We start from the raw sequence: 21,798 nt of genomic DNA, 5'->3' as shown, positions 1-21,798 counted from the left end.
ATGCGGCATGCTGAGCGCTATCGACCCGAAGGAGTCATCCATGACGGATGCGACTGCCCGAACCTTCACCGTACCGGCCGGGCTGCGGTGGTCCGCCGCAACGGCCGCGTTCCAGGTCGAGGGCGCGCGCCGCTCTGACGGACGTGGCCGCTCCATCTGGGACGACTTCGTCGACACCGAGGGACTCGTGCGGGACGGCTCGAACGCGGAGCCGGGGCCCGACAGCTACCACCGCTGCGGCGAGGACATCGCGCTGTTGCGGGGTCTGGGTGTGGATCGATACCGCTTCTCGATCTCGTGGGTGCGTGTGCAGCCCGACGGCCGCGGTGCGGCGGAGACCAGGGGCCTCGCCTACTACGACCGACTGGTCGACGGGCTTCTGGACGCGGGGATCGAGCCGTTCCCCACGCTGTACCACTGGGATCTCCCCTCCGCGCTGGAAGCCGATGGCGGATGGCTCGAGAGAGACACCGCCGAACGTTTCGCCGCGTACACCGGGATCGTGGCCGCCGCACTGGGGGACCGCGTGAAGAACTGGTACACGATCAACGAACCGGTCTCGACGTCGTTGCAGGGCTACGCGATCGGCGAGCTCGCGCCGGGTCGTCAGCTGCTCTTCGACTCGCTGCCCACCGTGCACCATCAGCTGCTCGCGCACGGACGCGCTGCAGCGGTGCTGCGTGCGCATGGTGCGGCAGCCGTCGGCATCGTGAACAATCACACCTGGGTGCAGCCTGCGACAGAGTCGGAGGCGGATCATGGTGCTGCGCACCTGTACGACCTGATCCACAATCGCCTCTTCGCCGATCCGGTGCTCACGGGCGCCTACCCGGATCTCACCGGGCTCGGTATCGAGATGCCGGTGCGCGACGGCGACATGGAACTGATCTCGGCGGCATCGGAGTTCTACGGAGTGAACTTCTACAACCCCACGACGATCGCGGCATCCCCGGAAGGTGTACCGGTGCCGTTCGTGCAGGTTCCGACGCCCGGCGCAGAGCACACCGGCTTCGGTGAGCTGTGGGGGATTCAGCCCAGCGCGCTCACCGCGTTCCTGACGGATGCCGCGCGTCGCTACGGCGAGCGTCTGCCTCCCGTCATCATCGGCGAGAACGGGGCATCCTTCCCCGAACCGGACGAGGTCGGCGCAGCGCTGGACGACACTCGGCGGATCGACTATCTCGCCTCTCACATCGCCGCGGTGGCGGATGCCGTGGCCCAAGGCGTCCGGATCGACGAGTACACGGTGTGGAGTCTGCTCGACAACTTCGAATGGGCGGACGGCTACACGCAGCGCTTCGGACTGGTGCACGTGGACCAGCGCACCTCGACGCGCACACCCAAGGCGTCGTACGAATGGTATCGACGGCTCATCGCCGAGGCCGAGTCCGTGCGGGCGCGATCATGAAGGCGCTGATACCGCGAGACGGTCGTGTGGGCGGCGCATGGCTCGCGCTGTTCGCGCTCGCCTGGCTGGCCGTGTGGACCGTGCAGCTCACGCCCGTGCAGCTGCTGCTGCCGTTGCAGCTGGACACTCCGGGCGGTGAGGGGGACTGGATCACGGGCGTCGTGTGGTCGGGGCTCATCCTCTCCGTCGGCGGGATCGCCGGTGTGGTCGCCGGGCCCGTCGCCGGGATGCTCTCGGACCGCACGGGTTCGCGGTGGGGCAGGCGGAGACCGTGGGCGGTGGGCGGGTCAGCTCTGACCGCCGCGTCCCTGCTGCTCACCGGCACGGCCACCGAGCCCCTGACCGTGGGAGCGGCGTGGATCGGCGTCTCCGTCGGCATCGCCGTGATCTCTGCGGCACTCACGGCGATGATCGCGGATCAGGTGTTCGCGCAGCGGGGCACGGCATCCGCCTTCGTGAGCTCGGCGCAGGCGGTCGGGATCGTCGTCGGAGTCGGTGCGGTGGTGCTGCTCGGACTCGGCATCGGCGCGAGCTATGCCGTGCTGGCCGTGTTCATCCTCGTGGTCGGAGTCGGCACGGCTCTGCTGCTGCCCGACCCGCCTGCCACCGGAGGACGCGCAGCAGTGCAGCGGAGCTGGCGGGAGAGATTCGGGGTGCTGCGGGACCGGAACTTCATGTGGGTGCTGGCGAGCCGGCTCACCGTCAACATCGGCAACGCGCTGGGCACGGCGCTGCTGCTGTTCTTCCTGCTCTACGGTGTCGGATCGCCGGCGGCGACGGCCGAGGACGATCTGCTCGTGCTGATCGTGATCTACACGGTCTTCGTGGTCGTGGCTTCGCTCGTCGCCGGCTCACTCTCCGACCGGACCGGCCGCCGCAAGCCGATCGTGATCATCGCCGCTCTCGTGCAGGCGCTGTCGGCCGTCATGATCCTCGTCTCGCCGACGTTCATCGGAACCGCGATCGCGGCAGGTGTCATGGGCGTCGGATACGGCGCGTACATGGCGGTGAGCCTGGCCCTCGCCACGGATCTGCTCCCGCGAGTGGAAGACCACGCACGCGACCTCGGCATCGTCAACGTCTCCGCGAGCCTCGGTCAGCTGCTGGGCCCGCTGCTCGGAGCCGGGCTCGTGGCGCTGGTCGGCGGCTTCTGGCTGCTCTTCCTCGTCGCGGGCGTCCTGTCCGTCGTCGGCGCGATCATGACGGTCGCCGTGCACCCTGCTCGAGCGTCGCGACTGCCACATCCAGCAGCGCGTTGAACACTCGGGGCCGCATGGCCGTCACGAGATGAGAGGTGCGAGGGACCACGATGAGCTCGGAGTGCGGCGTGAGCCGCGAGAACAGCCGCTCCTGAGAGCGCAGCTGGTCGAACTGGCCGTTGATCCACCACAGCGGCATCCGGAGCCGGTGCACATCCGCCGCGAGATCGAGCGCAGCGAGGCTCGCGAGTGCGACATCCTGCGCATCGAATGCGTAGCCACCGGCGGCGAAGTCGGCCCTGGTCTCATCGGGCAGCGTGGCCGCGAGCACCTGCGTCGTCAGCCACAGGCCCTTGTCCGGCAGAGCATTGAACCGACGTGCGAGGAAACGGTACGCGGCGAGGCCCGCGCCACGGGGGAGCGCCGTGCACGACGCGCCGATGAAGCCGGCGACAGGCGGCGGAGAGCCCTCGGCGCCGGCGTAGGCGATCGAGAGCAGCCCGCCCATGGAATGCCCCACGAGCAGCACAGGGCCTCGCGTCGCGGCATCCCGCACCGCCGTGTCGATCGCGGTCATCGCCGCGTCGAGCACGAAGCCCTCGGCGATGCGTGTGCCGTGCCCCGGCAGGTCGACCGCGGTCGCTGTGACGCCACGATCCGCGAGGTGCGAGAGCTGCGCGCGCCACATCGTGGCGGATGTGCGGATGCCGTGCACGAAGACGACCTGGATGCCCATGGATACAGCATAGAAAAGCGGGGCCGGTGGATGGACCACCGACCCCGCTCAGAGTGCTGCGAAGTGCTTACTTCTCCCAGCCCACGTTCTCCACCGGCGTGATGCCGAAGAGGTCCTGACCCACGTAGGGCTCGGGGGTGAGGTTGGCGAGACCCTTCTTGGCAACGGTGATGTTCGGGCCGTTGTAGAGCGGGATGACGCCCCAGGTCTCAGCGATGATCTCGGCCTCGAGCTTCATCGACGCAGCGGTCCATTCCTCGGCCGTCGTCTTGGACTCGACCTCGTCCTTGATCTTCTGGTCGATCTCCGGCGTTCCGGTGGCGGACAGGTTCAGGCCGCTGTCGGAGCAGTAGAGCTGGCAGAACCACGCCGGTCCGAACGGGTCGGAGTCGGTGAAGCGCAGGCCGACGACGTCCCAGTTCTTCGAGGTCAGATCCGCACCGAAGTCAGTCGACGGACGGATGTCGATCTGGAGGTCGATTCCGAGCTCCTTCTGCTGTGCCTGGAGCGACTTGGCGATGGCCTCCTGAGTGGGGTCGTCGCTGAAGACCGGGTAGGTGACCGTGAACTTCTCGCCGTCCTTCTCGCGGATGCCGTCTTCGCCTTCGACCCAACCGGCCTCGTCGAGCAGCTTCTTGGCCTCGTCGACGTCGTACTTGAGGCCGGCCTCGGCGAACGAGTCGCTGTAGCCTTCCTGGAACCCGTACATGTTGAGCGAGCCTGCAGGCTCCTCCTCATATCCGAGGCCGTTCCAGGCGATCTCCTTCTGCTGATCGATGTTGATGCCGAGGAAGAAGGCCTTGCGCACGTCGAGGTCGGCGAACTGCGGCTTGTCGGCGTCGACCATGATGATGGTCTTCGCGGTCTGCTGGGCGCGGTAGATGACCGAGTCCTCGACGTCCTCGACCTGAGACAGGCGGTCCTTGGAACCTGCGACGACCGTGTCGATCTCGCCGTTCTTGTAGGCGTTGAGCGATGCCGACGCCTCCATGGCCTGGAAGGTCACCTCGTCGAGCAGCGGCTCATTGCCCCACCACTCCGGGTTCGGCTTGAACGAGACGAAGCCTGCATTCGTGTCGAGCTTGTCGACCGTGTACGGGCCGGCACCCCACTCGGGGTGCAGCTCGCCGATGAACGCCTCGTTGAAGAGCTCGGGCGTGTTGATGGCCGGGTGCACGAGTCCGCCGGTGAGGAACGCCATCGACGGCCAGGCGTATTCTCCGTCGAAGGTGACGACAGCGGTCTTCGCCGTCTCGCCCTGCTCGACCGTCTTGATCTGCTTGTAGCCGTCCGTGGCGTTGGGCGCGTAGCCCTCTTCCGAAGAACGGTTGGCGATCCAGGTGTTCTCGACCGACTTCCAGTCCATGTCGGTGCCGTCGTTCCAGTGGGCCTCGTCCGTGAACGTGAACGTGACGGTCGTGTTGCCGTCGACGTCCTCGATCTTCCATTCGTCGAGGTACGCGTCGTTCTTGGAGAGCTCGCCCTCCGGGCTCACCAGCAGGATCTGCGGCATGTACCAGTACGCCACACGCATGGTGTCGGCGGTTCCGTCGCTGTGGAACTGGTTCAGCTGCTCGGGGATCTCGTTGATGGGGAAGCGGACTTCTCCACCCTGCTGCAGGTTCTCGCGAGGTTGCGGGTTGAAGTCCGCCGCCTGCGTCTCCACGGGCTCGTCGCCACCGTCGCCACTGTTGTCGCCGGTGCCGCTCGCGCAGCCCGCGAGGGCAAGTGCGAGGACGCCGCTGAACGCGATCGCCCCCATCAGCTTGTGCTGCTTCATGGTTCTCCTTCCGCCTTTCGGCGTGTCATACAGGGAAGAATAGTTCGGACGCTCACCGAATGCGTGTGGCCGCAGTGAATCGCGCCTAACTGTTATCGGACGGTGACCAGCTGTCATCGGCCGGAAACATGCTCAGACCGATGAGGTCTCGACCTGCATGGTCTCCGGGTTGAACGTGAGCCGCTCGCGTGTGCGCTCGATGTCGGGATCCGGCACCGGGATGGCAGACAGGAGGGCCTTCGTGTACGGATGCTGCGGGTTCTCGAAGATGTCGTCGACATCGCCGTGCTCGACGAAATCGCCGAGGTACATGACGGCGACGCGGTCGGCGATGTGGCGCACCACCGAGAGGTCGTGCGCCACGAACAAGTACGAGACGCCGAGCTTGGCCTTGAGCTCGTCGAGCAAGTTGATGACGCCGGCCTGGATCGAGACGTCGAGTGCCGACACGGGCTCGTCGAGGACGATGATCTTCGGGTTCGTCGACAGCGCACGGGCGATGCCGATGCGCTGACGCTGGCCGCCGGAGAACGCGCCGGGGAACCTGTCGATGTGGGCGGGGTTGAGTCCCACCAGATCCATGAGTTCCTTGACGCGACGGTGCACCTCATCCTTCGAGGTGCCGATGGCGCGCAATGGCTCGGCGATGACATCGGCCACCGTCATGCGCGGGTCGAGGGCGCCCATCGGGTCCTGGAACACGATCTGGATGTCGCGGCGGACCTTGCGTTCGATCGAGTGACTGGTGATGTCGTTGACGCTGGTGCCGTTGATGATGATGTCGCCGTCGTTCTGCTTTACGAGGTCCATGATCTGCAGCAGCGTCGTGGTCTTCCCGCTGCCGGACTCGCCGACGATCGCCATGGTCTCGGCTTCGCGGACGTCGAAGCTCACGCTCTTGACCGCGTGCACCTCGCCGACCTTGCGCTTGAAGAACGCACCCTTCATGAGGGGGAAGACCTTGTTCATGTTGCGGACGTCGAGCGTGATCGGACGCTGCTCGCGCGGCGTGCGGGTCAGGTCGCTCTCCGGGATCTCCGGCACGGGGTAGACGGGGAGACCGCCGATGAGCCCGTTCTCGTCGATCTCGTGCGCGCGGATGCACGCCGCCTGGTGGGCAGCATCGGTCAGCGACGGCACATCGAGCAGCTCGGGCTCGCGCTGGCGGCATGCGTCGACCACGATCGGGCAACGGTCGGCGAACGGGCACGCGTCAGGCAGGTTGATCAGCAGCGGCGGGTTGCCCTTGATCGGGGTCAGCGGCTCCTTCTCGGCCTTGTCCACGCGGGGGATCGCGCCGAGCAGTCCGATCGAGTACGGCATCCGCGTGTTGTGGAACAGTTCGCGGACCGGCGCGTGCTCGATGGGCTTGCCCGCGTACATCACCATGACGTCGTCTGCCAGCCGGGCGACGACACCCATGTCGTGGGTGATCATGATCGTCGCAGCACCGGTCTCGGCCTGTGCCTTCTCGATGAGGTCGAGGATCTGCGCCTGGATCGTGACGTCGAGCGCCGTGGTGGGCTCGTCAGCGATGATCAGCTTCGGGTTGTTGGCCATCGCGATGGCGATCACCACGCGCTGGCGCATGCCGCCGGAGAACTCGTGCGGGAAGCCCTTCATGCGCTTCTCCGGCTGCGTGATGCCGACCACGCGCAGCAGTTCGATCGCGCGATCCCACGCTTCCTGCTTCGACATGCTGCGGTGCACGGTGAGCGCCTCGATCAGCTGGTCGCCGACGGTGAACACCGGAGTGAGCGACGTCAGCGGATCCTGGAAGATCATGGCGATGCCGTTGCCGCGGATGACAGACATCTGCTTGTCCGACTTGCCCAGCAGTTCCTGGCCGTCGTACACGATCGAACCCGTGACGCGGGCGTTCTCGTCGAGGAGTCCCATGATCGCGAGCGAGGTGACCGACTTGCCTGAACCGGACTCACCCACGATGCCGAGCGTCTTGCCCGCCTCGAGGTCGAAGGAGACGCCGCGGACGGCGTCGACGCGGCCGGCCTCGGAGGGGAAGCTGACCGTGAGATCACGGACGGAGAGAACAGTGCTCATGCGCGGCCTCCTGCTGCCGAAGTGGGATCGAGCGCGTCGCGCAGGCCGTCGGCGACGAGCGCCATCGAGACGGTCAGCAGCGTCAGGGCGGCGGCCGGGAAGTAGAACAACCACGGGGCGCTCGTGATGGTGTTCGCGCCGGAGCCGATCAGTGAACCGAGCGACACATCGGGGATCTTGACGCCGAAGCCGATGAACGACAGGCCGGTCTCGGCCATGACCGCGCCGACGATGCCGAGCGTGAAGTTGATCACGAGCAGCGAGCCGATGTTCGGGAGCAGGTGGCGGATGACGATCGTCATGCCGCGCACGCCCATGTAACGGGCCGCGTGGATGTATTCGCGCTCGCGCAGGGAGAGCGCGGTCGTCCAGATGACGCGCGCCGGGAAGTACCAGCCCACGACGAAGATCATGATCAGCGCGATCACTCGCCAGTCGCCACCCGAGCGGTTCGACAGCAGCGAGAGGATGAGGAAGCTCGGGATCACCATCATGAAGTGGATGATCGTGAGGCTGATCTTCTCGGTCCAGCCGCCGAAGTACGCCGCGGCCGTGCCGACCAGGGCACTGATGACGGTCGTTCCCACCGACACGGTCACGGCGATCATCAATGAGCGCTGCGTGCCGACGGCGACTTGCGCGAAGATGTCGTTCCCGGATGCCGTGGTGCCGAACCAGTGTTCGAGCGACGGAGGAGTACCGAGGTTGAGGAAGTCGAGTTCGATGTGATCGTACTTCGCGATGAGCGGACCGATGATCGCGAACAGGACGAGCAGCACGAAGATCACGATGCCGCCGACGGCGGGCTTGTTGCGCATGAAGCGCCGGGTGTACAGCGTCCACTTCGACATCGGCTTGCCGTCGGACTTCTCGGCGATCACGGGGTCTGCGGGTGCCTCGACGGTGGGGTCGATCATTTCGCTCATGGTCAGCTCACCCTCACTCGCGGGTCGAGAACGACGACCACGATGTCGGAGAGGATCGCTCCGAGCGCGGTCAGAAGGCCGGCGAATGCCGCGGTGGCGACGACGCCGTTGATGTCGCTCTTCGTGATGGTCTCGATGAAGTACTTGCCCATGCCGTTCCACGCGAAGATCGACTCGGTGAGGATCGCGCCGGTGAACACGGCCGGGATGCTGAACGCCACCTGCGTCGCCACCGGGATGAGCGAGGTGCGCAGTGCGTGCTTGCGGATCGCCTGCTGCTTGGTGAGCCCCTTGGCCCTCGCGGTGCGCACATAGTCGGCGTTGATGTTGTCGAGCAGCAACGAGCGCTGCAGGAAGTGCGTTCCCGCGTAACCGACGATGATGAGCGCGATGGTCGGCAGCGTCACGTGCTGGAGCTTGTCTATCAGGACGGGGAAGAAGCCTTCCACCCCCTGGCTGGAGGCGCCCGTCACGTAGAAGACCCGCACGCCGAGCCAGTCGTTCAATGCGATCGCGAGAAGCACGATGCCGAGCGCCGCGACGATGACGTTGATGTTCATCGTGATGATCGAGGTCGCCTGACCGATGCGGTCGGCGAGCTTGTACTGCCTAGACGCGGTGTACACGCCGAGCGCGATGCCGAGCACGGTCATGATGATCGTCGCACCGAGCACGAGCTCGGCGCTCACCCACATGCGGTAGGCGAGCTGCTCGTTCACCGAGCCGCCCGTCGGGCTCACGCCCCAGTCCCAGCGGAAGATCACCCCGCTGAACCAGTTCCACCACCGCTCCCAGATCGGGACGTTGGAGTCCAGATTGCGGGGGAGGAGAAGGTTGGAGATCTGCTCTTCGCTGAGCGGGGGCCTACGACCGACGAAGTTGTTCCGGGGGTTGAGGAAGCCCCAAGCCAGGAAGAACGTCAGATTGGTCGCGACCACGATCATCAACAACCAGCCGAGGGTACGGCGGAGGAGATACTTGATCAAGGTTTTGTCTTTCTCTTTTACAACGCGCTCGGGATCGTCCGATGCGACGTCGAATCGGGAGGATCGCCCGTGGCACTCAGTCCCACAGATCTGAACCAAGGCAACCTCGGGAGACTATCACCCGTCAAGTCGAATCGGGGATTAGGGCCCCCTGAACGTAGAATCGTCGGAACATGTCCCCACGCGCTCTCACTCCGCTCTCGCCTGCCGCGACGCCGCCTTCGCAGATCCGCAATTTCTGCATCATCGCCCACATCGATCACGGCAAGTCGACCCTCGCCGACCGCATGCTCCAGATCACCGGCGTCGTCTCCGACCGCGACATGCGGGCGCAGTACCTCGACCGCATGGACATCGAGCGCGAGCGCGGGATCACCATCAAGAGCCAGGCGGTGCGGATGCCGTGGCAGGACGACTCCCAGACGTTCGCGCTCAACATGATCGACACACCTGGCCACGTCGACTTCACGTACGAGGTGTCGCGCTCGCTGGCCGCCTGCGAGGGCGCGATCCTGCTCGTGGACGCGGCGCAGGGGATCGAGGCGCAGACGCTCGCGAACCTCTATCTCGCGCTCGAGAACGATCTGCACATCATCCCGGTCCTGAACAAGATCGATCTGCCTGCTGCGGACCCGGACAAGTTCGCCAAGGAGCTCGCGGATCTCATCGGCGGACGCCCTGAGGACGTGCTGCGTGTGTCGGGCAAGACCGGCGTGGGCGTGGAAGAGCTGCTCGACCGCATCGTGCGCGACATCCCTGCGCCCAAGGGCGACGCGGATGCTCCGGCGCGCGCCATGATCTTCGACTCCGTCTACGACGCCTACCGCGGCGTCGTCACCTACGTGCGGATGATCGACGGCAGTCTGTCCCCGCGCGAGCGCATCCAGATGATGTCGACGCACGCGAACCCCGAGCTCCTCGAGATCGGCGTCTCCAGCCCTGAGCCGATCCCCTCCGACGGACTGGGTGTCGGTGAGGTGGGCTACCTCATCACCGGTGTGAAGGATGTGCGGCAGTCGAAGGTCGGCGACACCGTCACGACCAGTCGCGGCGGAGCGACCCAAGCGCTTCCGGGCTACACCGACCCCAAGCCGATGGTGTACTCCGGTCTGTACCCGATCGACGGCAGCGACTACTCGGAGCTCCGCGAGGCGCTCGACAAGCTGAAGCTGTCCGATGCCTCCCTCGTGTACGAGCCCGAGACGTCGGTGGCCCTCGGCTTCGGCTTCCGTTGCGGGTTCCTGGGCCTGCTGCACCTCGAGATCATCACCGAGCGGCTCGCGCGCGAGTTCGACCTCGACCTCATCACCACCGCTCCGAGCGTGATCTACGAGGTGACCACCGACACGGGCGAGAAGGTGACGGTGACCAACCCGAGCGAGTACCCCGACGGCAGGGTCGCGTCGGTCGCCGAGCCCATGGTGAAGGCGGCGATCCTCCTTCCGAAGGACTACGTCGGCACCGTGATGGAACTGTGCCAGACGCGCCGCGGCTCTCTGCTGGGCATGGAGTACTTCTCCGAGGAGCGGGTGGAGCTGAGATACAACATCCCCCTCGGCGAGATCGTGTTCGACTTCTTCGATCAGCTGAAGTCGAAGACCCAGGGCTACGCGAGCCTCGACTACGAGCCCTCCGGCCAGCAGGCCGCCGACCTCGTGAAGGTCGACGTGCTGCTGCAGGGCGACAAGGTCGACGCGTTCAGCGCGATCGTGCACCGCGACAAGGCGTACGCCTACGGCACGCTCATGGCGGAGCGGCTGCGCAAGCTGATCCCTCGCCAGAACTTCGAGGTTCCGATCCAGGCGGCGATCGGTGCGCGGATCATCGCCCGCGAGACGATCAGGGCCCTGCGCAAGGACGTGCTCGCCAAGTGCTACGGCGGTGACATCAGCCGTAAGCGCAAACTGCTCGAGAAGCAGAAGGAGGGCAAGAAGCGCATGAAGATGGTCGGCCGCGTCGAGGTCCCCCAGGAGGCGTTCATCGCCGCGCTGAGCGGTGACGTCGACGGCAAGGACAAGAAGTAGCATTGCACCTCCCGCGGCGCGGGAGGTGTCCGTTCAGGTAACCCGAAGTAGGCTGGAACTCATGCGGCGCGGGACTTTCCGAGACGACACGGTGGATTATGCCGCCGTCGGGGCCACTCATGCCCCTGACCTGATGCAGTACCCGCCGGAGCGCAGCGTGCCGGCCGAGGACTCCTGGCGCATCGGCAGCGGCGAGGAACGATTCCGCTCCGCCGGTGAGGCGCTGTTGTCGTGGACGGCGCAGCGGGCGGCCGGGCTCGGCATCGAAGACGTGCGCCCCGCTGCCGGTCCGGCATACTCCGGGGTCAGCTTCGATGCGGAGGGCAATCCGATCGCGCCGAGCACGCGCGAGATCGAGCAGCGCTTCGACGCGGAGGGCGTGCCGTTCGTAGGACCGGGCATGACTCTGCGCCTGCATGGGCGGGTCGCCGGAATGCGTGCCGATGCTGAACTCCGCGTCATCTCGGTGACCGAGGAACCGCGGCGGATCGGATTCGTGCTCGGCACGGTCGGCGGGTCTGTCGTCAGCGGTGAGGAGCTCTTCGAGATCGAGTGGCGCGAGGGCACCGACGAGGTCTGGTTCACGGTCCGCGCGTTCGACGCACCCAACGCCTTGATCTATCGGATGCTGCGTACGCTCGTGAAGCGTCGCCGCAAAGAGCTCTTCGCGCGCTACCTCCGCGCGATCTCTCCGCTGTACGCGACGCCGCTGTGATGGCGCGACTCTGATGGCCGGGCCCCTGCCGCTCGGCGACCCCGCGCCGTCCGACGGCCGGCTTCCCGCCGACCTGCCGATCGATGCGGAGGTGCCCTTCTCGGCATACCTGCACATCCCGTTCTGCCGCGTGCGCTGCGGATACTGCGATTTCAACACGTACACGTCCGGTGAGCTGCGCGGTGCGCGGCAGGAGGACTACGCCGACACGCTCTCCGCAGAGATCGCGCTCGCCCGACGGGTGCTCTCCGATGCGGGCGCACTGCGCCCGATGGACACGGTGTTCTTCGGCGGCGGAACGCCGACGCTGCTGCCGGCCGGAGACCTGGCGCGGATGCTGGAGCGCGCGGTCGACGCGTTCGGGGTGGCCGACGGAGCCGAGGTCACGGTGGAGGCCAATCCCGACACGGTCACGCCCGAGGTCGCGCGAACGCTCGCGGATGCAGGGGTGACCAGGCTGTCGGTCGGCATGCAGTCCGCCGTTCCGCACGTGCTGGCCGCGCTCGACCGGACCCACCAGCCCGAGAACGTGCGCACGGCGGTCGACGCCGCGAAGGACGCGGGGCTCGCCGTCAGCGTGGATCTGATCTACGGCGCGCCGGGGGAGTCCCTCGCCGACTGGGAGGCATCGCTGGATGACGCGCTCGCTCTGGATTCCGACCACATCTCCGCCTACGCACTGATCATCGAGGACGGCACGAAGCTCGCGCGTCAGATCCGTCGCGGCGAGGTGCCGATGCCGGACGACGACCTGCAGGCCGACATGTACGAGCTCGCCGACGCGCGTCTCGCGGCCGCGGGATTCGACTGGTACGAGCTGAGCAACTGGGCACGCAGCGACGAGCAGCGCTCGCGGCACAACCTTGCGTACTGGCGGGGGAGCGACTGGTGGGGTTTCGGTCCCGGCGCGCACAGCCACGTCGCGGGACTCCGCTGGTGGAACGTGAAGCATCCTGCCGCGTACGCGCAGCGGATCGCGGCATCCGAATCGCCGGCGGCGGGAACCGAGCGTCCCGATGCGCAGGCGCACCTGCTGGAGCGCGTGCTGCTGGAGAGCAGGCTCGCGGAGGGTCTCGCGATCGCCGATGTTCCCGAGCACAATCGTGATCGCGTCGCAGGTCTCATCGCCGACGGACTGATCGACGGCGTCGCCGCGCTGCGCGGACGTGTGCGTCTCACACTGCGAGGACGGATGCTCGCGGATGCCGTGGTGCGCGCGCTGACCGACTGACGCGTGCTGCGGGTCTCCCGCCGGCTCTCAGCGCGCGCGGGGTAGAATTGGCACTCCGAGTATTCGAGTGCCAGATGGGAGGGTGCGACATGGTCACTGAACGCGGTCTTCAGGTTCTCAGAGCCATCGTGCAGGACTACGTCGAGTCGCACGAGCCCGTCGGCAGCAAGTCGATCGTCGACCGGCATTCGTTCGGCGTCTCGGCCGCGACGATCCGCAACGACATGGCGCAACTCGAGGACGAAGAGCTGATAACCGCGCCGCACACGTCCTCGGGGCGTGTGCCGACCGACAAGGGATACCGCGTCTTCGTCAACCATCTGGCGCAGCTGCGCCCGCTCTCGTCAGCGCAGCGCAGCGCCATCGAGTCGTTCCTCACCGATCCGACCGACCTCGACGATCTGATGGCGCGCACCGTCAGGGTGCTGACGCAGCTCACCGGTCAGGTCGCGCTCGCACAGTACCCCTCGTTCGCGCGGGCGCACCTGACACACATCGAGCTCGTCGCGCTCGCACCCAACCGACTGCTCGTGGTGCTCGTCACGGATGCCGGCGGCGTCTCGCAGCGCATCGCGGGTCTGCCCATCGATCTCGATGACGAGGATGTCGCTGTGCTGCGCGCCCGTCTGTCGGCGCTGCTCACCGGTCAGTCGGTGCGCGAGGCGTCCGATCGGGTGCAGCTGCTCGTCGACGGGCAGAGCGACAACCGCACGGACGCGGCGGTGCGGGTGCTCGGGGGCATCATCGGCGAGGAGCTCGCCGAGTTCCGGCAGGAGCGCCTGGTCATGGCGGGAGCGGCGACACTCGCGCGTCGCGAGCAGGATTTCCGCGGCAGCATCCATCCGCTGCTGGCAGCCATCGAAGAGCAGGTGACGCTGCTGCGTCTGATGAGTGAGATGGTCACCGACGAGCACGGGCTCGCGGCGAGCATCGGCACGGAGAACGAGCCGTTCGGGCTCCCCGAGGCCTCGATCGTGGCGAGCAACTACCTGACGCCAGGCGGCACGGCGCGGGTCGGCGTGATGGGCCCGACGCGCATGGACTATCCGAGCAATCTCGCGGCGGCGCGGGCTGTGGCCCGTTATCTGTCGCGAATGCTCGATGAGGACGAAGCGAGCCGCTGACGCGGACCGCTCGACAGTTTGCACATGCAGGAAGGTGATTGTGGCGGACCACTATGAGGTTCTCGGGGTGTCGCGTGACGCGACGACGGACGAGATCAAGAAGGCGTACCGGAAGCTCGCTCGACAGCTGCACCCGGATGTGAATCCAGGCGAGGACGCGGCCGAGCGCTTCAAGAGCGTGACCCACGCCTACGACGTGCTCAGCGATGACGAATCGCGTCGTCGCTACGACATGGGCGGTGGCGACGGCGCCGGTGGCGGCGACTTCGGCGGTTTCGGAGGTTTCGGCGACATCTTCGAGACGTTCTTCGGAGCAGCCCAGGGCGGCGGCAGGGGAGGCCGGCCGCGGTCCCGTCGCGAACGCGGCCAGGACGCCCTGGTTCGCGTCACGCTCGACCTCGGCGACGTCGTGTTCGGGGCGCACCGTGACATCGAGGTCGACACGGCGGTGCTGTGCGAGACCTGTCAGGGCTCATGCACGCAGCCGGGCACCTCGCCCGTGACCTGCGACATCTGCGGCGGCACAGGGCACGTGCAGCGCCAGGTGCGCAGTCTGCTCGGCAACGTCGTGACGTCGCAGCCGTGCGGCAGCTGCGAGGGCTACGGCACCACGATCCCTCACCCGTGCGGCACGTGCGCCGGCCAGGGCCGCGTGCGCTCTCGTCGCACCGTCTCGCTCGACATCCCCTCGGGTGTCGAGACCGGTCTGCGCCTGCAGCTGCCGGGCTCTGGCGAGGTCGGCAGGGCGGGCGGCCCGAACGGCGATCTCTACGTGGAGGTCACCGTCTCGCCCCACGCCGCCTTCAGCCGTGACGGCGACGATCTGCTCGCGACGCTCGAGGTGTCGATGACCGACGCGATCCTCGGCACGGAGACGGCGATCGACGGCCTCGACGGCAAGGTGGATCTCGAGATCCGTCCGGGCGTCCAGTCCGGCGACGTGCTCACGATCAAGGGCCGCGGCATCACGCCGCTGCGCGGCACCCAGCGCGGCGACCTTCGAGTAGGCGTGCAGGTCGTGACACCGACCAAGCTCGACTCGTCGCAGCGCGCGCTGATCGAGGACTTCGCGAAGAAGCAGAAGGCGCCCGGTCCGCAGCTCGCACAGTTCCAACAGGGGCTGTTCTCGAAGCTGCGCGACAGATTCCGCCACTGATCGGAGGCCCCCATGGCGTTGCACTTCCTGGTGGAGAGCTCGGGCTCGGCATCGATCGGCGACATCGTGTCCTTGACGGGTACCGAGGCCAAGCATGCGGCGGTCGTGCGGCGACTGCGCGTCGGTGAGACCGTGACGATCGGCGACGGCGCAGGTACGTGGCTGGACGGTGCGGTCACGGACGTGTCAGCGTCACGTGTCGACGTGAGGATCACCGGCCGTGTCCAGGCAGAGGCCCCCTCGACGCGACTCGTGCTCGTGCAGGCCCTCGCGAAGGGCGATCGCGACGAACTCGCGGTGCAGGCGGCGTGCGAGTTGGGCGTCGATGAGGTCGTGCCGTGGCAGGCAGCGCGGAGCATCTCGCGCTGGGAGGGCCCGAAAGCCGTCAAGGGGCGCGACCGGTGGGGCGCGATCGTCCGGGAGGCGGCCAAGCAGGCGCATCGCGCATGGGTGCCGGAGGTGTCAGCCCCTCTCACGACGGCGCAGCTCGTTGCGCAGACCGAGGGGCAGCGGATGCTGGTACTCGATCCGACCGCCGACTCGCGGCTGTCGTCGGTCAGGCCGGACCACCGCGACATCGTGCTCATCGTCGGGCCTGAGGGCGGGATCGCCCCGGAGGAGCTCGCGACGTTCGAGGCCGCCGGTGCCGAACGGGTCCGCCTCGGCGACACCGTGCTGCGCACATCGACGGCAGGCCCCGCGGCGATCGCCGTGCTGTCCGCGACGCTCGGTCGCTGGTAGCGCGCGACGTCCCGCGCTGCTCGGCCCGCGGTGCTTCGCTCCACCCACGACGTCCCTGCGGGTCGTTGAGCGAGCGCAGCGAGACGAAACGGCTTGAGCGAGGAGCGGCAGCGACGAGTCGAAAGCTGCACTTATCCACAGCGCCCAGCGCAGCGTCGGCACCGTGAACCACGGTGCCGGGATGGCACACACGTACATGCTTCGTTGCTGCGACGGCACTCTGTACGTCGGCAGCACGATAGACCTCGACCAGCGACTCGCACAGCACCAGGCGGGCATGGGTGCCGAGTACACCAAGCGACGGCTGCCGGTGAGTCTCTTCTGGTGCGGTGAGTTCGACGGCATCGACGAGGCATTCGCGTGGGAGAAGCATCTCCAGGGATGGAGCCACGCCAAACGCGTCGCTTTCGCACAGGGCGGACTCGACGCAGTGATCGGATGGCAGGCGCGACAACGACGTGAGAAGAAGCGTCCGGCTTCGACTCGCTGACGCTCGCTCAGCCCGTTTCGTCTCGCTGCGCTCGCTCAACGACCCGCGGACAGGGTGCGTTCGCGGGCGACCCGCGAAGGGGGCTGCGCTCGTGGAGGATTCCATCCGTGCGTTGGCCGCGCCCCGTAGACTGGGAACATGACGGAACCCTCGATCTTCACCCGCATCCTCAACGGTGACGTTCCCGGTGAGATCATCGCGTCCACGGGGAAGCTGTTCGCCATTCGCGACATCGCACCGCAGGCACCCGTTCACCTGCTCGTGATCCCGAAGACCGAGCAGTACCGCGATGTCACCGAGCTCGCCGCGGGCGACCCGGAGCTGCTCGCCGAGCTGATCTCGTTCGCCGGTCAGCTCGCCGCTGACCACGCCGACGGCGATTTCCGTCTGGTCTTCAACACCGGCGCCAACGCCGGGCAGACCGTGTTCCACGTCCACGCGCACATCCTCGCGGGCGGACTGACCGAGAAGAGCCTCGTTGCCTGACCCCAACTCTGCCCAGACCGTCGAGCGGATCTATGTCGACGGGATCGCCATGGTGCAGCTGCTCGGACCGCAGGACCGGCTGCTTCGGATGCTCGAGAAGGAGCACACCGAGGTGCAGGTGCTCGTGCGCGGCAACGAGATCACCCTGACCGGTGCGGCCGCACCCGTCGCCGCTGCGAAGACCCTGGTGGAGGAACTGCTCACGATGACCAGAGACGGCTACGATCTCGCGCCGAGCGATGTGCAGAGCTCCGCCCGCATGCTGCGGCAGGAGGGCGGCCCGCGACCGAGCGAGGTGCTCGGCGAGGCGATCCTGTCGACGCGCGGCCGTGTGATCCGCCCGAAGACCGAGGGGCAGAAGGACTACGTCGACGCGATCGAGGAGAACACGATCGTCTTCGGCATCGGCCCCGCGGGAACGGGGAAGACCTACCTCGCGATGGCGAAGGCCGTGCAGGCGCTGCAGCGCAAGGAGGTCACCCGCATCATCCTCACGCGTCCGGCCGTGGAGGCGGGGGAGCGGCTCGGGTTCCTGCCGGGCACGCTCAACGACAAGATCGACCCGTATCTTCGCCCGCTCTACGACGCCCTCAACGAGATGATGGATCCCGATGTCGTCCCCCGGCTCATGGCGACGGGGACGATCGAGGTCGCGCCGCTCGCCTATATGCGAGGCCGCACGCTCAACGACTCGTTCGTCGTGCTCGACGAGGCGCAGAACACCACCCCCGAGCAGATGAAGATGTTCCTCACCCGTCTCGGCTTCGGCACGAAGATGGTCGTCACCGGAGACATCACGCAGGTGGACCTGCCGCAGGGAGCATCCGGCCTCCGTCTCGTCACGCGCGTGCTGGACGACATCGAGGACATCCACTTCGCCCGCCTCACCAGCGCGGACGTCGTGCGTCACTCGCTGGTCGGCCGGATCGTGGACGCGTACAGCGAGTACGACGAGCAGCGCACGGCGCAGCGCGCGGAGCGCGAGCAGGCCCACGAGTTCGCGAATCGCGCGGAGCGCCGTGCAGGGTTGCGCCCCGGTCCGAGGGACCGCGCGCCGAAACGAGGACACTCATCATGATCGAGATCAACAACGAATCGGCCATCGAGGTCGACGAGACGGTGCTGCAGCGCCTCACGGACTACAACCTCGCCCAGCTGCACGTCAGCGCTGACGCGGAAGTCGCGATCGTCCTGGTCGACGAGGGCGCCATGGAGGCCCTCCACGTGCAGTGGATGGACGAACCGGGCCCGACCGACGTGCTCAGCTTCCCGATGGACGAGCTGCGCCCCGGCACCGAGGACCGCCCGACGCCTCCCGGGCTGCTCGGCGACATCGTGCTGTGCCCGCAGGTCGCCGAGACCCAGGCGCAGGCCGCCGGCCACACCCTGATGGACGAGCTCATCCTCCTCACGACCCACGGGCTGCTGCACCTGCTCGGATACGATCACGCCGAACCCGAAGAGGAGCGTGAGATGTTCGGGCTGCAGAAGGAGCTGATCCAAGGGTTCGCGCGCGTCGAACACGGCCGATGACCGAGATCCTCCTGCTTCTGGGCGCCGTCCTGCTGGTCGCGTTCGGCGGACTCATGGCGTCCATCGACGCCGCGTACAGCGTCACCTCGCGCGGTGATCTCGCCGAGATGGCGTCCGAGGGACGCAGGGCGCAAGCCCTCTCCCGCATCGCCGACGATCTGGACGCCCACGTCAACGCCATCGCGTTCATCCGCGTCCTCGTGGAGGTGACCGCCGCGGTGCTCGTCACCGTCGCGTTCACGATCATGTTCGAGAACCTCTGGTGGGCCATGCTCGCCGCGGCGATCCTCATGACGGGCATCACCTTCGTACTGGTCGGCGCGAGTCCGCGCACGTTCGGACGACAGCGCTCGGAGGGCATGATCCGCGGCACGGCGTCGATCGTCCGCGGACTGCGCCTCATCCTCGGTCCGATCGCCCAGGGCCTGGTCGTGCTGGGCAACAAGGTCACCCCTGGAACAGGACGCAGCTCGTTCGCGAACGAGGACCAGCTCCTCAGCATGGTCGACGAGGCGGCCTCGAACGATCTCATCGAAGAGGACGACCGCGACCTCATCCACTCCGTGTTCGATTTCACCGACCAGTTCGTGCGCGCCGTCATGGTGCCGCGCACCGAGATGGTGACGGTCGATGCCGAGGCGACGAACAGCGAGGCGATGGCCCTGTTCCTGCAACGCGGCGTATCGCGGATGCCGGTGGTCGATGATGACGCGGACGACGTCGTCGGCGTGCTCTACCTCAAAGACCTGGTCCAGTTCGCGTATCGCGACGACAGCGCCTGGCGCACGGCGTCGATCCGACCGATCGCGAGGCCTGCCACCTTCGTGCCGGAGTCGATGCGGGCGGAGACGCTGCTGCAGCAGATGAAGCGCGATGCCGTGCACGTCTGCCTCGTCATCGACGAGCACGGCGGCATCTCCGGCCTCGTCACGCTCGAGGATCTGATCGAGGAGCTCGTCGGGGAGATCTCGGACGAGTACGACCACGCCGCCGCGGAGGTCGTGGAACTGGGCGATGGTCGCTACCGTGTCAGCGCGCGGTTGTCGTTGGACGACGTGGGCGATCTCTTCGGCATCGAGCTCGAGGACGAGGACGTCGACTCGATCGGCGGGCTGCTCGGTAAAGCCGTCGATCAGATCCCGCAACCGGGAGTGACGGCGACGATCGACGGGCTCGTCCTGACCGGTGGCGCGTCGCGCGGCCGGGGCAGGGGCATCGCCACGGTGTTCGTGGAACGGGCGGCCGGCACCAATGAGGACACGCACGATGGAGAGACACGATGACTGAGATCACCCGCAGCGGATTCGCGACCTTCGTCGGGCGTCCCAACGTCGGAAAGTCCACCCTGACGAACGCTCTGGTGGGCGAGAAGATCGCCATCACCAGCGAGAAGCCGCAGACGACCAGGCGCGCCATCCGCGGCATCCTGAACCGTCCTGCCGGTCAGCTCGTGATCGTCGACACCCCGGGGATCCACAAGCCCCGCACGCTGCTCGGAGAGCGACTCAACGACCTCGTGGAGCAGGTGCTGGGCGATGTCGACGTGATCGGCTTCTGCGTGCCGGCGACGGAGAAGGTCGGGCCGGGCGATCGCCGGATCGCCGCCTCGCTGGACGGGTACGGACGCGCGAAGAAGGTCGCGATCGTCACGAAGACCGACATCGCCGATCGCGACCAGATCACCGAGCGTCTGATCGAGGTCGATGCGCTGCGCGAGGACTGGGCCGCCGTCATACCGTTGTCCGCGCTCACGCGTGAGCAGCTCGATGTGCTCACCGATGAGATGCTCGCGATGATGCCGGAGGGGCCTGCGCTGTACCCCGAGGGGATCACGACCGACGAGTCCCAGGAGGATCGGATCGCGGAGATGATCCGCGAAGCCGCGCTGGAGGGCGTGCGCGATGAGCTGCCGCACTCGATCGCAGTGGTCATCGACGATGTGGCTCCACGCGAGAACAGCGATCTCACCGACGTCCACGCCCAGATCGTCGTCGAACGCGACAGCCAGAAGGCGATCATCATCGGCCACAAGGGCAAGCGCCTGGCGGATGTCGGCAAGCGTGCCCGCGTCGGGATCGAAGAGCTGCTCGGCACCAGGGTCTTCCTCGCGCTGCATGTGAAGGTCGCCAAGGAATGGCAGCGCGACCCGAAGCAGTTGGGCAAGCTCGGGTTCTGACATGGCGAAGCACTGGGTCGCGACGCGGCCGGGAACACCCGACACGTGGGAGCTCGTCGAGTACGACGTGAGCGCGCCCGGCCAGGGCGAGGTCACCGTCCGCGTGCATGCGGCCGGGATGAACCCGTCGGACTACAAACGCGTCGCAGCGAACGCGACCGTCGAGTTCCCGTTCCCCATCGGCGGTGAGATCTCGGGCGAGATCACGGCGATCGGCCCGGACACCGTGATCGGCTCCGGCACCGCGCAGGTGGGCGACGAGGTCATCGCCTACCGGGTCAAGGGCGGATACGCCACCGAGCTCACGATCCCGGCGGAGAAGGCGTTCGCAAAGCCCACGACCCTCACCCACGCGGCCGCAGCGAACCTCCTGCTCGCCGGCACGACCGCCAGGGAGATGCTCGTCCTGACGGCCGCGCAGGCGGGGGAGACCATCCTGCTGCACGGGGCATCCGGTGCGGTGGGTGTGAGCGTGCTGCAGCAGGCCGCGCACCGCGGGATTCACGTGATCGGCACCGCCAGCGAGGCCCGTTTCGACGAGGTGCGTCGTTTCGGCGGTACGCCGATCGTCTACGGGGAGGGCCTCGTCGAGCGCGCGCGTGCGGTCACGGACGCTCCGATCGTCGCCGCGCTGGACGCCGTCGGCACGGACGAAGCCGTCGACGCATCACTGGAACTCGTGCGCGATCGTGAACGCATCGTCACGATCGCAGCCGCTCGGCGTGCGGAACGTGACGGCTTCCGCTGGATCGCAGGGGTATTGCCGGACAGTCAGCGTTTTCGCGACAGCATCCGCGGCGAACTCGTGGCTCTCGCGCAGCAGGGACTCCTCGAGGTGCCGGTCGCTCGCACCTATCCGTTGGCCGATGCGCGCGAAGGCGTACGTCTTCTGGCTGAGGGCCATCCCGGTGGAAAACTCGCACTCATCGTGTGACGCGGTGCGTGAGCATGATCACACCCTGCTAGCATGACCACATGCCATTCGGCGGACTGCTTCTTCTTAGCTGCCGCGACGAGTCCTCAAAC

20 protein-coding genes are annotated in these 21,798 nt (G+C 67.1%); 15 read left to right on the top strand and 5 right to left on the bottom strand.

Features of this window, described 5'->3' with window-relative positions; genetic code table 11:
- Window positions 1–40 precede the first annotated feature (40 nt).
- Together ACNPNP_RS09660 and ACNPNP_RS09655 are read left to right on the top strand one after the other, a co-directional pair.
- On the top strand, window positions 41–1,408 hold the full coding sequence (locus ACNPNP_RS09660; protein WP_448965808.1) for a GH1 family beta-glucosidase: 1,368 nt from the start codon (window positions 41–43) through the stop codon (window positions 1,406–1,408).
- On the top strand, window positions 1,405–2,667 hold the full coding sequence (locus tag ACNPNP_RS09655; protein ID WP_448965807.1) for an MFS transporter: 1,263 nt from the start codon (window positions 1,405–1,407) through the stop codon (window positions 2,665–2,667). Before ACNPNP_RS09660 ends, ACNPNP_RS09655 begins: the two co-directional genes overlap by 4 nt.
- On the opposite strand, the gene ACNPNP_RS09650 is transcribed toward ACNPNP_RS09655, so the two are convergent.
- The 5 genes from ACNPNP_RS09650 to ACNPNP_RS09630 form a co-directional block, all read right to left on the bottom strand.
- A complete protein-coding gene (locus ACNPNP_RS09650) occupies window positions 2,606–3,343 on the bottom strand; it encodes an alpha/beta fold hydrolase (protein ID WP_448965806.1) in 738 nt (245 codons plus the stop codon). The genes ACNPNP_RS09655 and ACNPNP_RS09650 overlap by 62 nt on opposite strands.
- 67 nt (window positions 3,344–3,410) lie before the next feature.
- Complete coding sequence (locus ACNPNP_RS09645) at window positions 3,411–5,123, bottom strand: ABC transporter family substrate-binding protein (protein ID WP_448965805.1); 1,713 nt, start codon at window positions 5,121–5,123, stop codon at window positions 3,411–3,413.
- Window positions 5,124–5,255: 132 nt separating this feature from the next.
- Complete coding sequence (locus ACNPNP_RS09640; RefSeq protein ID WP_448965804.1) at window positions 5,256–7,184, bottom strand: ABC transporter ATP-binding protein; 1,929 nt, start codon at window positions 7,182–7,184, stop codon at window positions 5,256–5,258.
- Entirely contained in the window at window positions 7,181–8,110 is a 930-nt protein-coding gene (locus ACNPNP_RS09635; RefSeq protein WP_448965803.1) for an ABC transporter permease, read from the bottom strand. The genes ACNPNP_RS09640 and ACNPNP_RS09635 overlap by 4 nt, the downstream gene beginning before the upstream one ends.
- A 2-nt stretch (window positions 8,111–8,112) precedes the next feature.
- Entirely contained in the window at window positions 8,113–9,096 is a 984-nt protein-coding gene (locus ACNPNP_RS09630) for an ABC transporter permease (RefSeq protein ID WP_448965802.1), read from the bottom strand.
- A 173-nt stretch (window positions 9,097–9,269) separates the two neighbouring features.
- Here ACNPNP_RS09630 and lepA point away from each other — a divergent pair, with 173 nt between their 5' ends.
- The 13 genes from lepA (at window position 9,270) to ACNPNP_RS09565 (ending at window position 21,706) form a co-directional block, all read left to right on the top strand.
- On the top strand, window positions 9,270–11,120 hold the full coding sequence (gene lepA, locus ACNPNP_RS09625) for a translation elongation factor 4 (protein ID WP_448965801.1): 1,851 nt from the start codon (window positions 9,270–9,272) through the stop codon (window positions 11,118–11,120).
- Between the two features lie 61 nt (window positions 11,121–11,181).
- Window positions 11,182–11,835 (top strand): DUF1990 family protein, encoded by a 654-nt coding sequence (locus tag ACNPNP_RS09620; RefSeq protein ID WP_448965800.1) that lies wholly within the window; start codon window positions 11,182–11,184, stop codon window positions 11,833–11,835.
- Window positions 11,836–11,848: 13 nt separating this feature from the next.
- Window positions 11,849–13,066: a radical SAM family heme chaperone HemW gene (gene hemW, locus ACNPNP_RS09615; RefSeq protein WP_448965799.1), complete on the top strand. Its 1,218-nt coding sequence runs from the start codon at window positions 11,849–11,851 to the stop codon at window positions 13,064–13,066.
- 89 nt (window positions 13,067–13,155) lie between these two features.
- Window positions 13,156–14,190, top strand: a complete 1,035-nt coding sequence (gene hrcA / locus ACNPNP_RS09610; RefSeq protein ID WP_448965798.1) for a heat-inducible transcriptional repressor HrcA — start codon at window positions 13,156–13,158, stop codon at window positions 14,188–14,190.
- Window positions 14,191–14,230: 40 nt separating this feature from the next.
- A complete protein-coding gene (dnaJ, locus tag ACNPNP_RS09605) occupies window positions 14,231–15,346 on the top strand; it encodes a molecular chaperone DnaJ (protein ID WP_448965797.1) in 1,116 nt (371 codons plus the stop codon).
- Window positions 15,347–15,358: 12 nt separating this feature from the next.
- The gene (locus tag ACNPNP_RS09600; protein WP_448965796.1) at window positions 15,359–16,087 is read left to right on the top strand and encodes a 16S rRNA (uracil(1498)-N(3))-methyltransferase; all 729 of its coding nucleotides are present in this window, start codon (window positions 15,359–15,361) and stop codon (window positions 16,085–16,087) included.
- 181 nt (window positions 16,088–16,268) lie between these two features.
- Complete coding sequence (locus tag ACNPNP_RS09595; RefSeq protein ID WP_448965795.1) at window positions 16,269–16,577, top strand: GIY-YIG nuclease family protein; 309 nt, start codon at window positions 16,269–16,271, stop codon at window positions 16,575–16,577.
- A gap of 138 nt (window positions 16,578–16,715) precedes the next feature.
- A complete protein-coding gene (locus ACNPNP_RS09590; protein WP_448965794.1) occupies window positions 16,716–17,063 on the top strand; it encodes an HIT domain-containing protein in 348 nt (115 codons plus the stop codon).
- A 49-nt stretch (window positions 17,064–17,112) separates the two neighbouring features.
- Window positions 17,113–18,141 (top strand): PhoH family protein, encoded by a 1,029-nt coding sequence (locus ACNPNP_RS09585; protein WP_448966161.1) that lies wholly within the window; start codon window positions 17,113–17,115, stop codon window positions 18,139–18,141.
- Window positions 18,135–18,596: an rRNA maturation RNase YbeY gene (gene ybeY, locus ACNPNP_RS09580; RefSeq protein WP_448966160.1), complete on the top strand. Its 462-nt coding sequence runs from the start codon at window positions 18,135–18,137 to the stop codon at window positions 18,594–18,596. The genes ACNPNP_RS09585 and ybeY overlap by 7 nt, the downstream gene beginning before the upstream one ends.
- On the top strand, window positions 18,593–19,879 hold the full coding sequence (locus tag ACNPNP_RS09575; protein ID WP_448965793.1) for a hemolysin family protein: 1,287 nt from the start codon (window positions 18,593–18,595) through the stop codon (window positions 19,877–19,879). The genes ybeY and ACNPNP_RS09575 overlap by 4 nt, the downstream gene beginning before the upstream one ends.
- A complete protein-coding gene (gene era / locus ACNPNP_RS09570) occupies window positions 19,876–20,772 on the top strand; it encodes a GTPase Era (protein ID WP_448965792.1) in 897 nt (298 codons plus the stop codon). The genes ACNPNP_RS09575 and era overlap by 4 nt, the downstream gene beginning before the upstream one ends.
- A 1-nt stretch (window position 20,773) precedes the next feature.
- Window positions 20,774–21,706, top strand: a complete 933-nt coding sequence (locus tag ACNPNP_RS09565) for an NADP-dependent oxidoreductase (RefSeq protein WP_448965791.1) — start codon at window positions 20,774–20,776, stop codon at window positions 21,704–21,706.
- The last annotated feature ends 92 nt before the right edge of the window (window positions 21,707–21,798 follow it).

The organism is Microbacterium xerophyticum (assembly GCF_053543555.1).
This window is presented reverse-complemented; position numbering and strand designations above follow the sequence as displayed.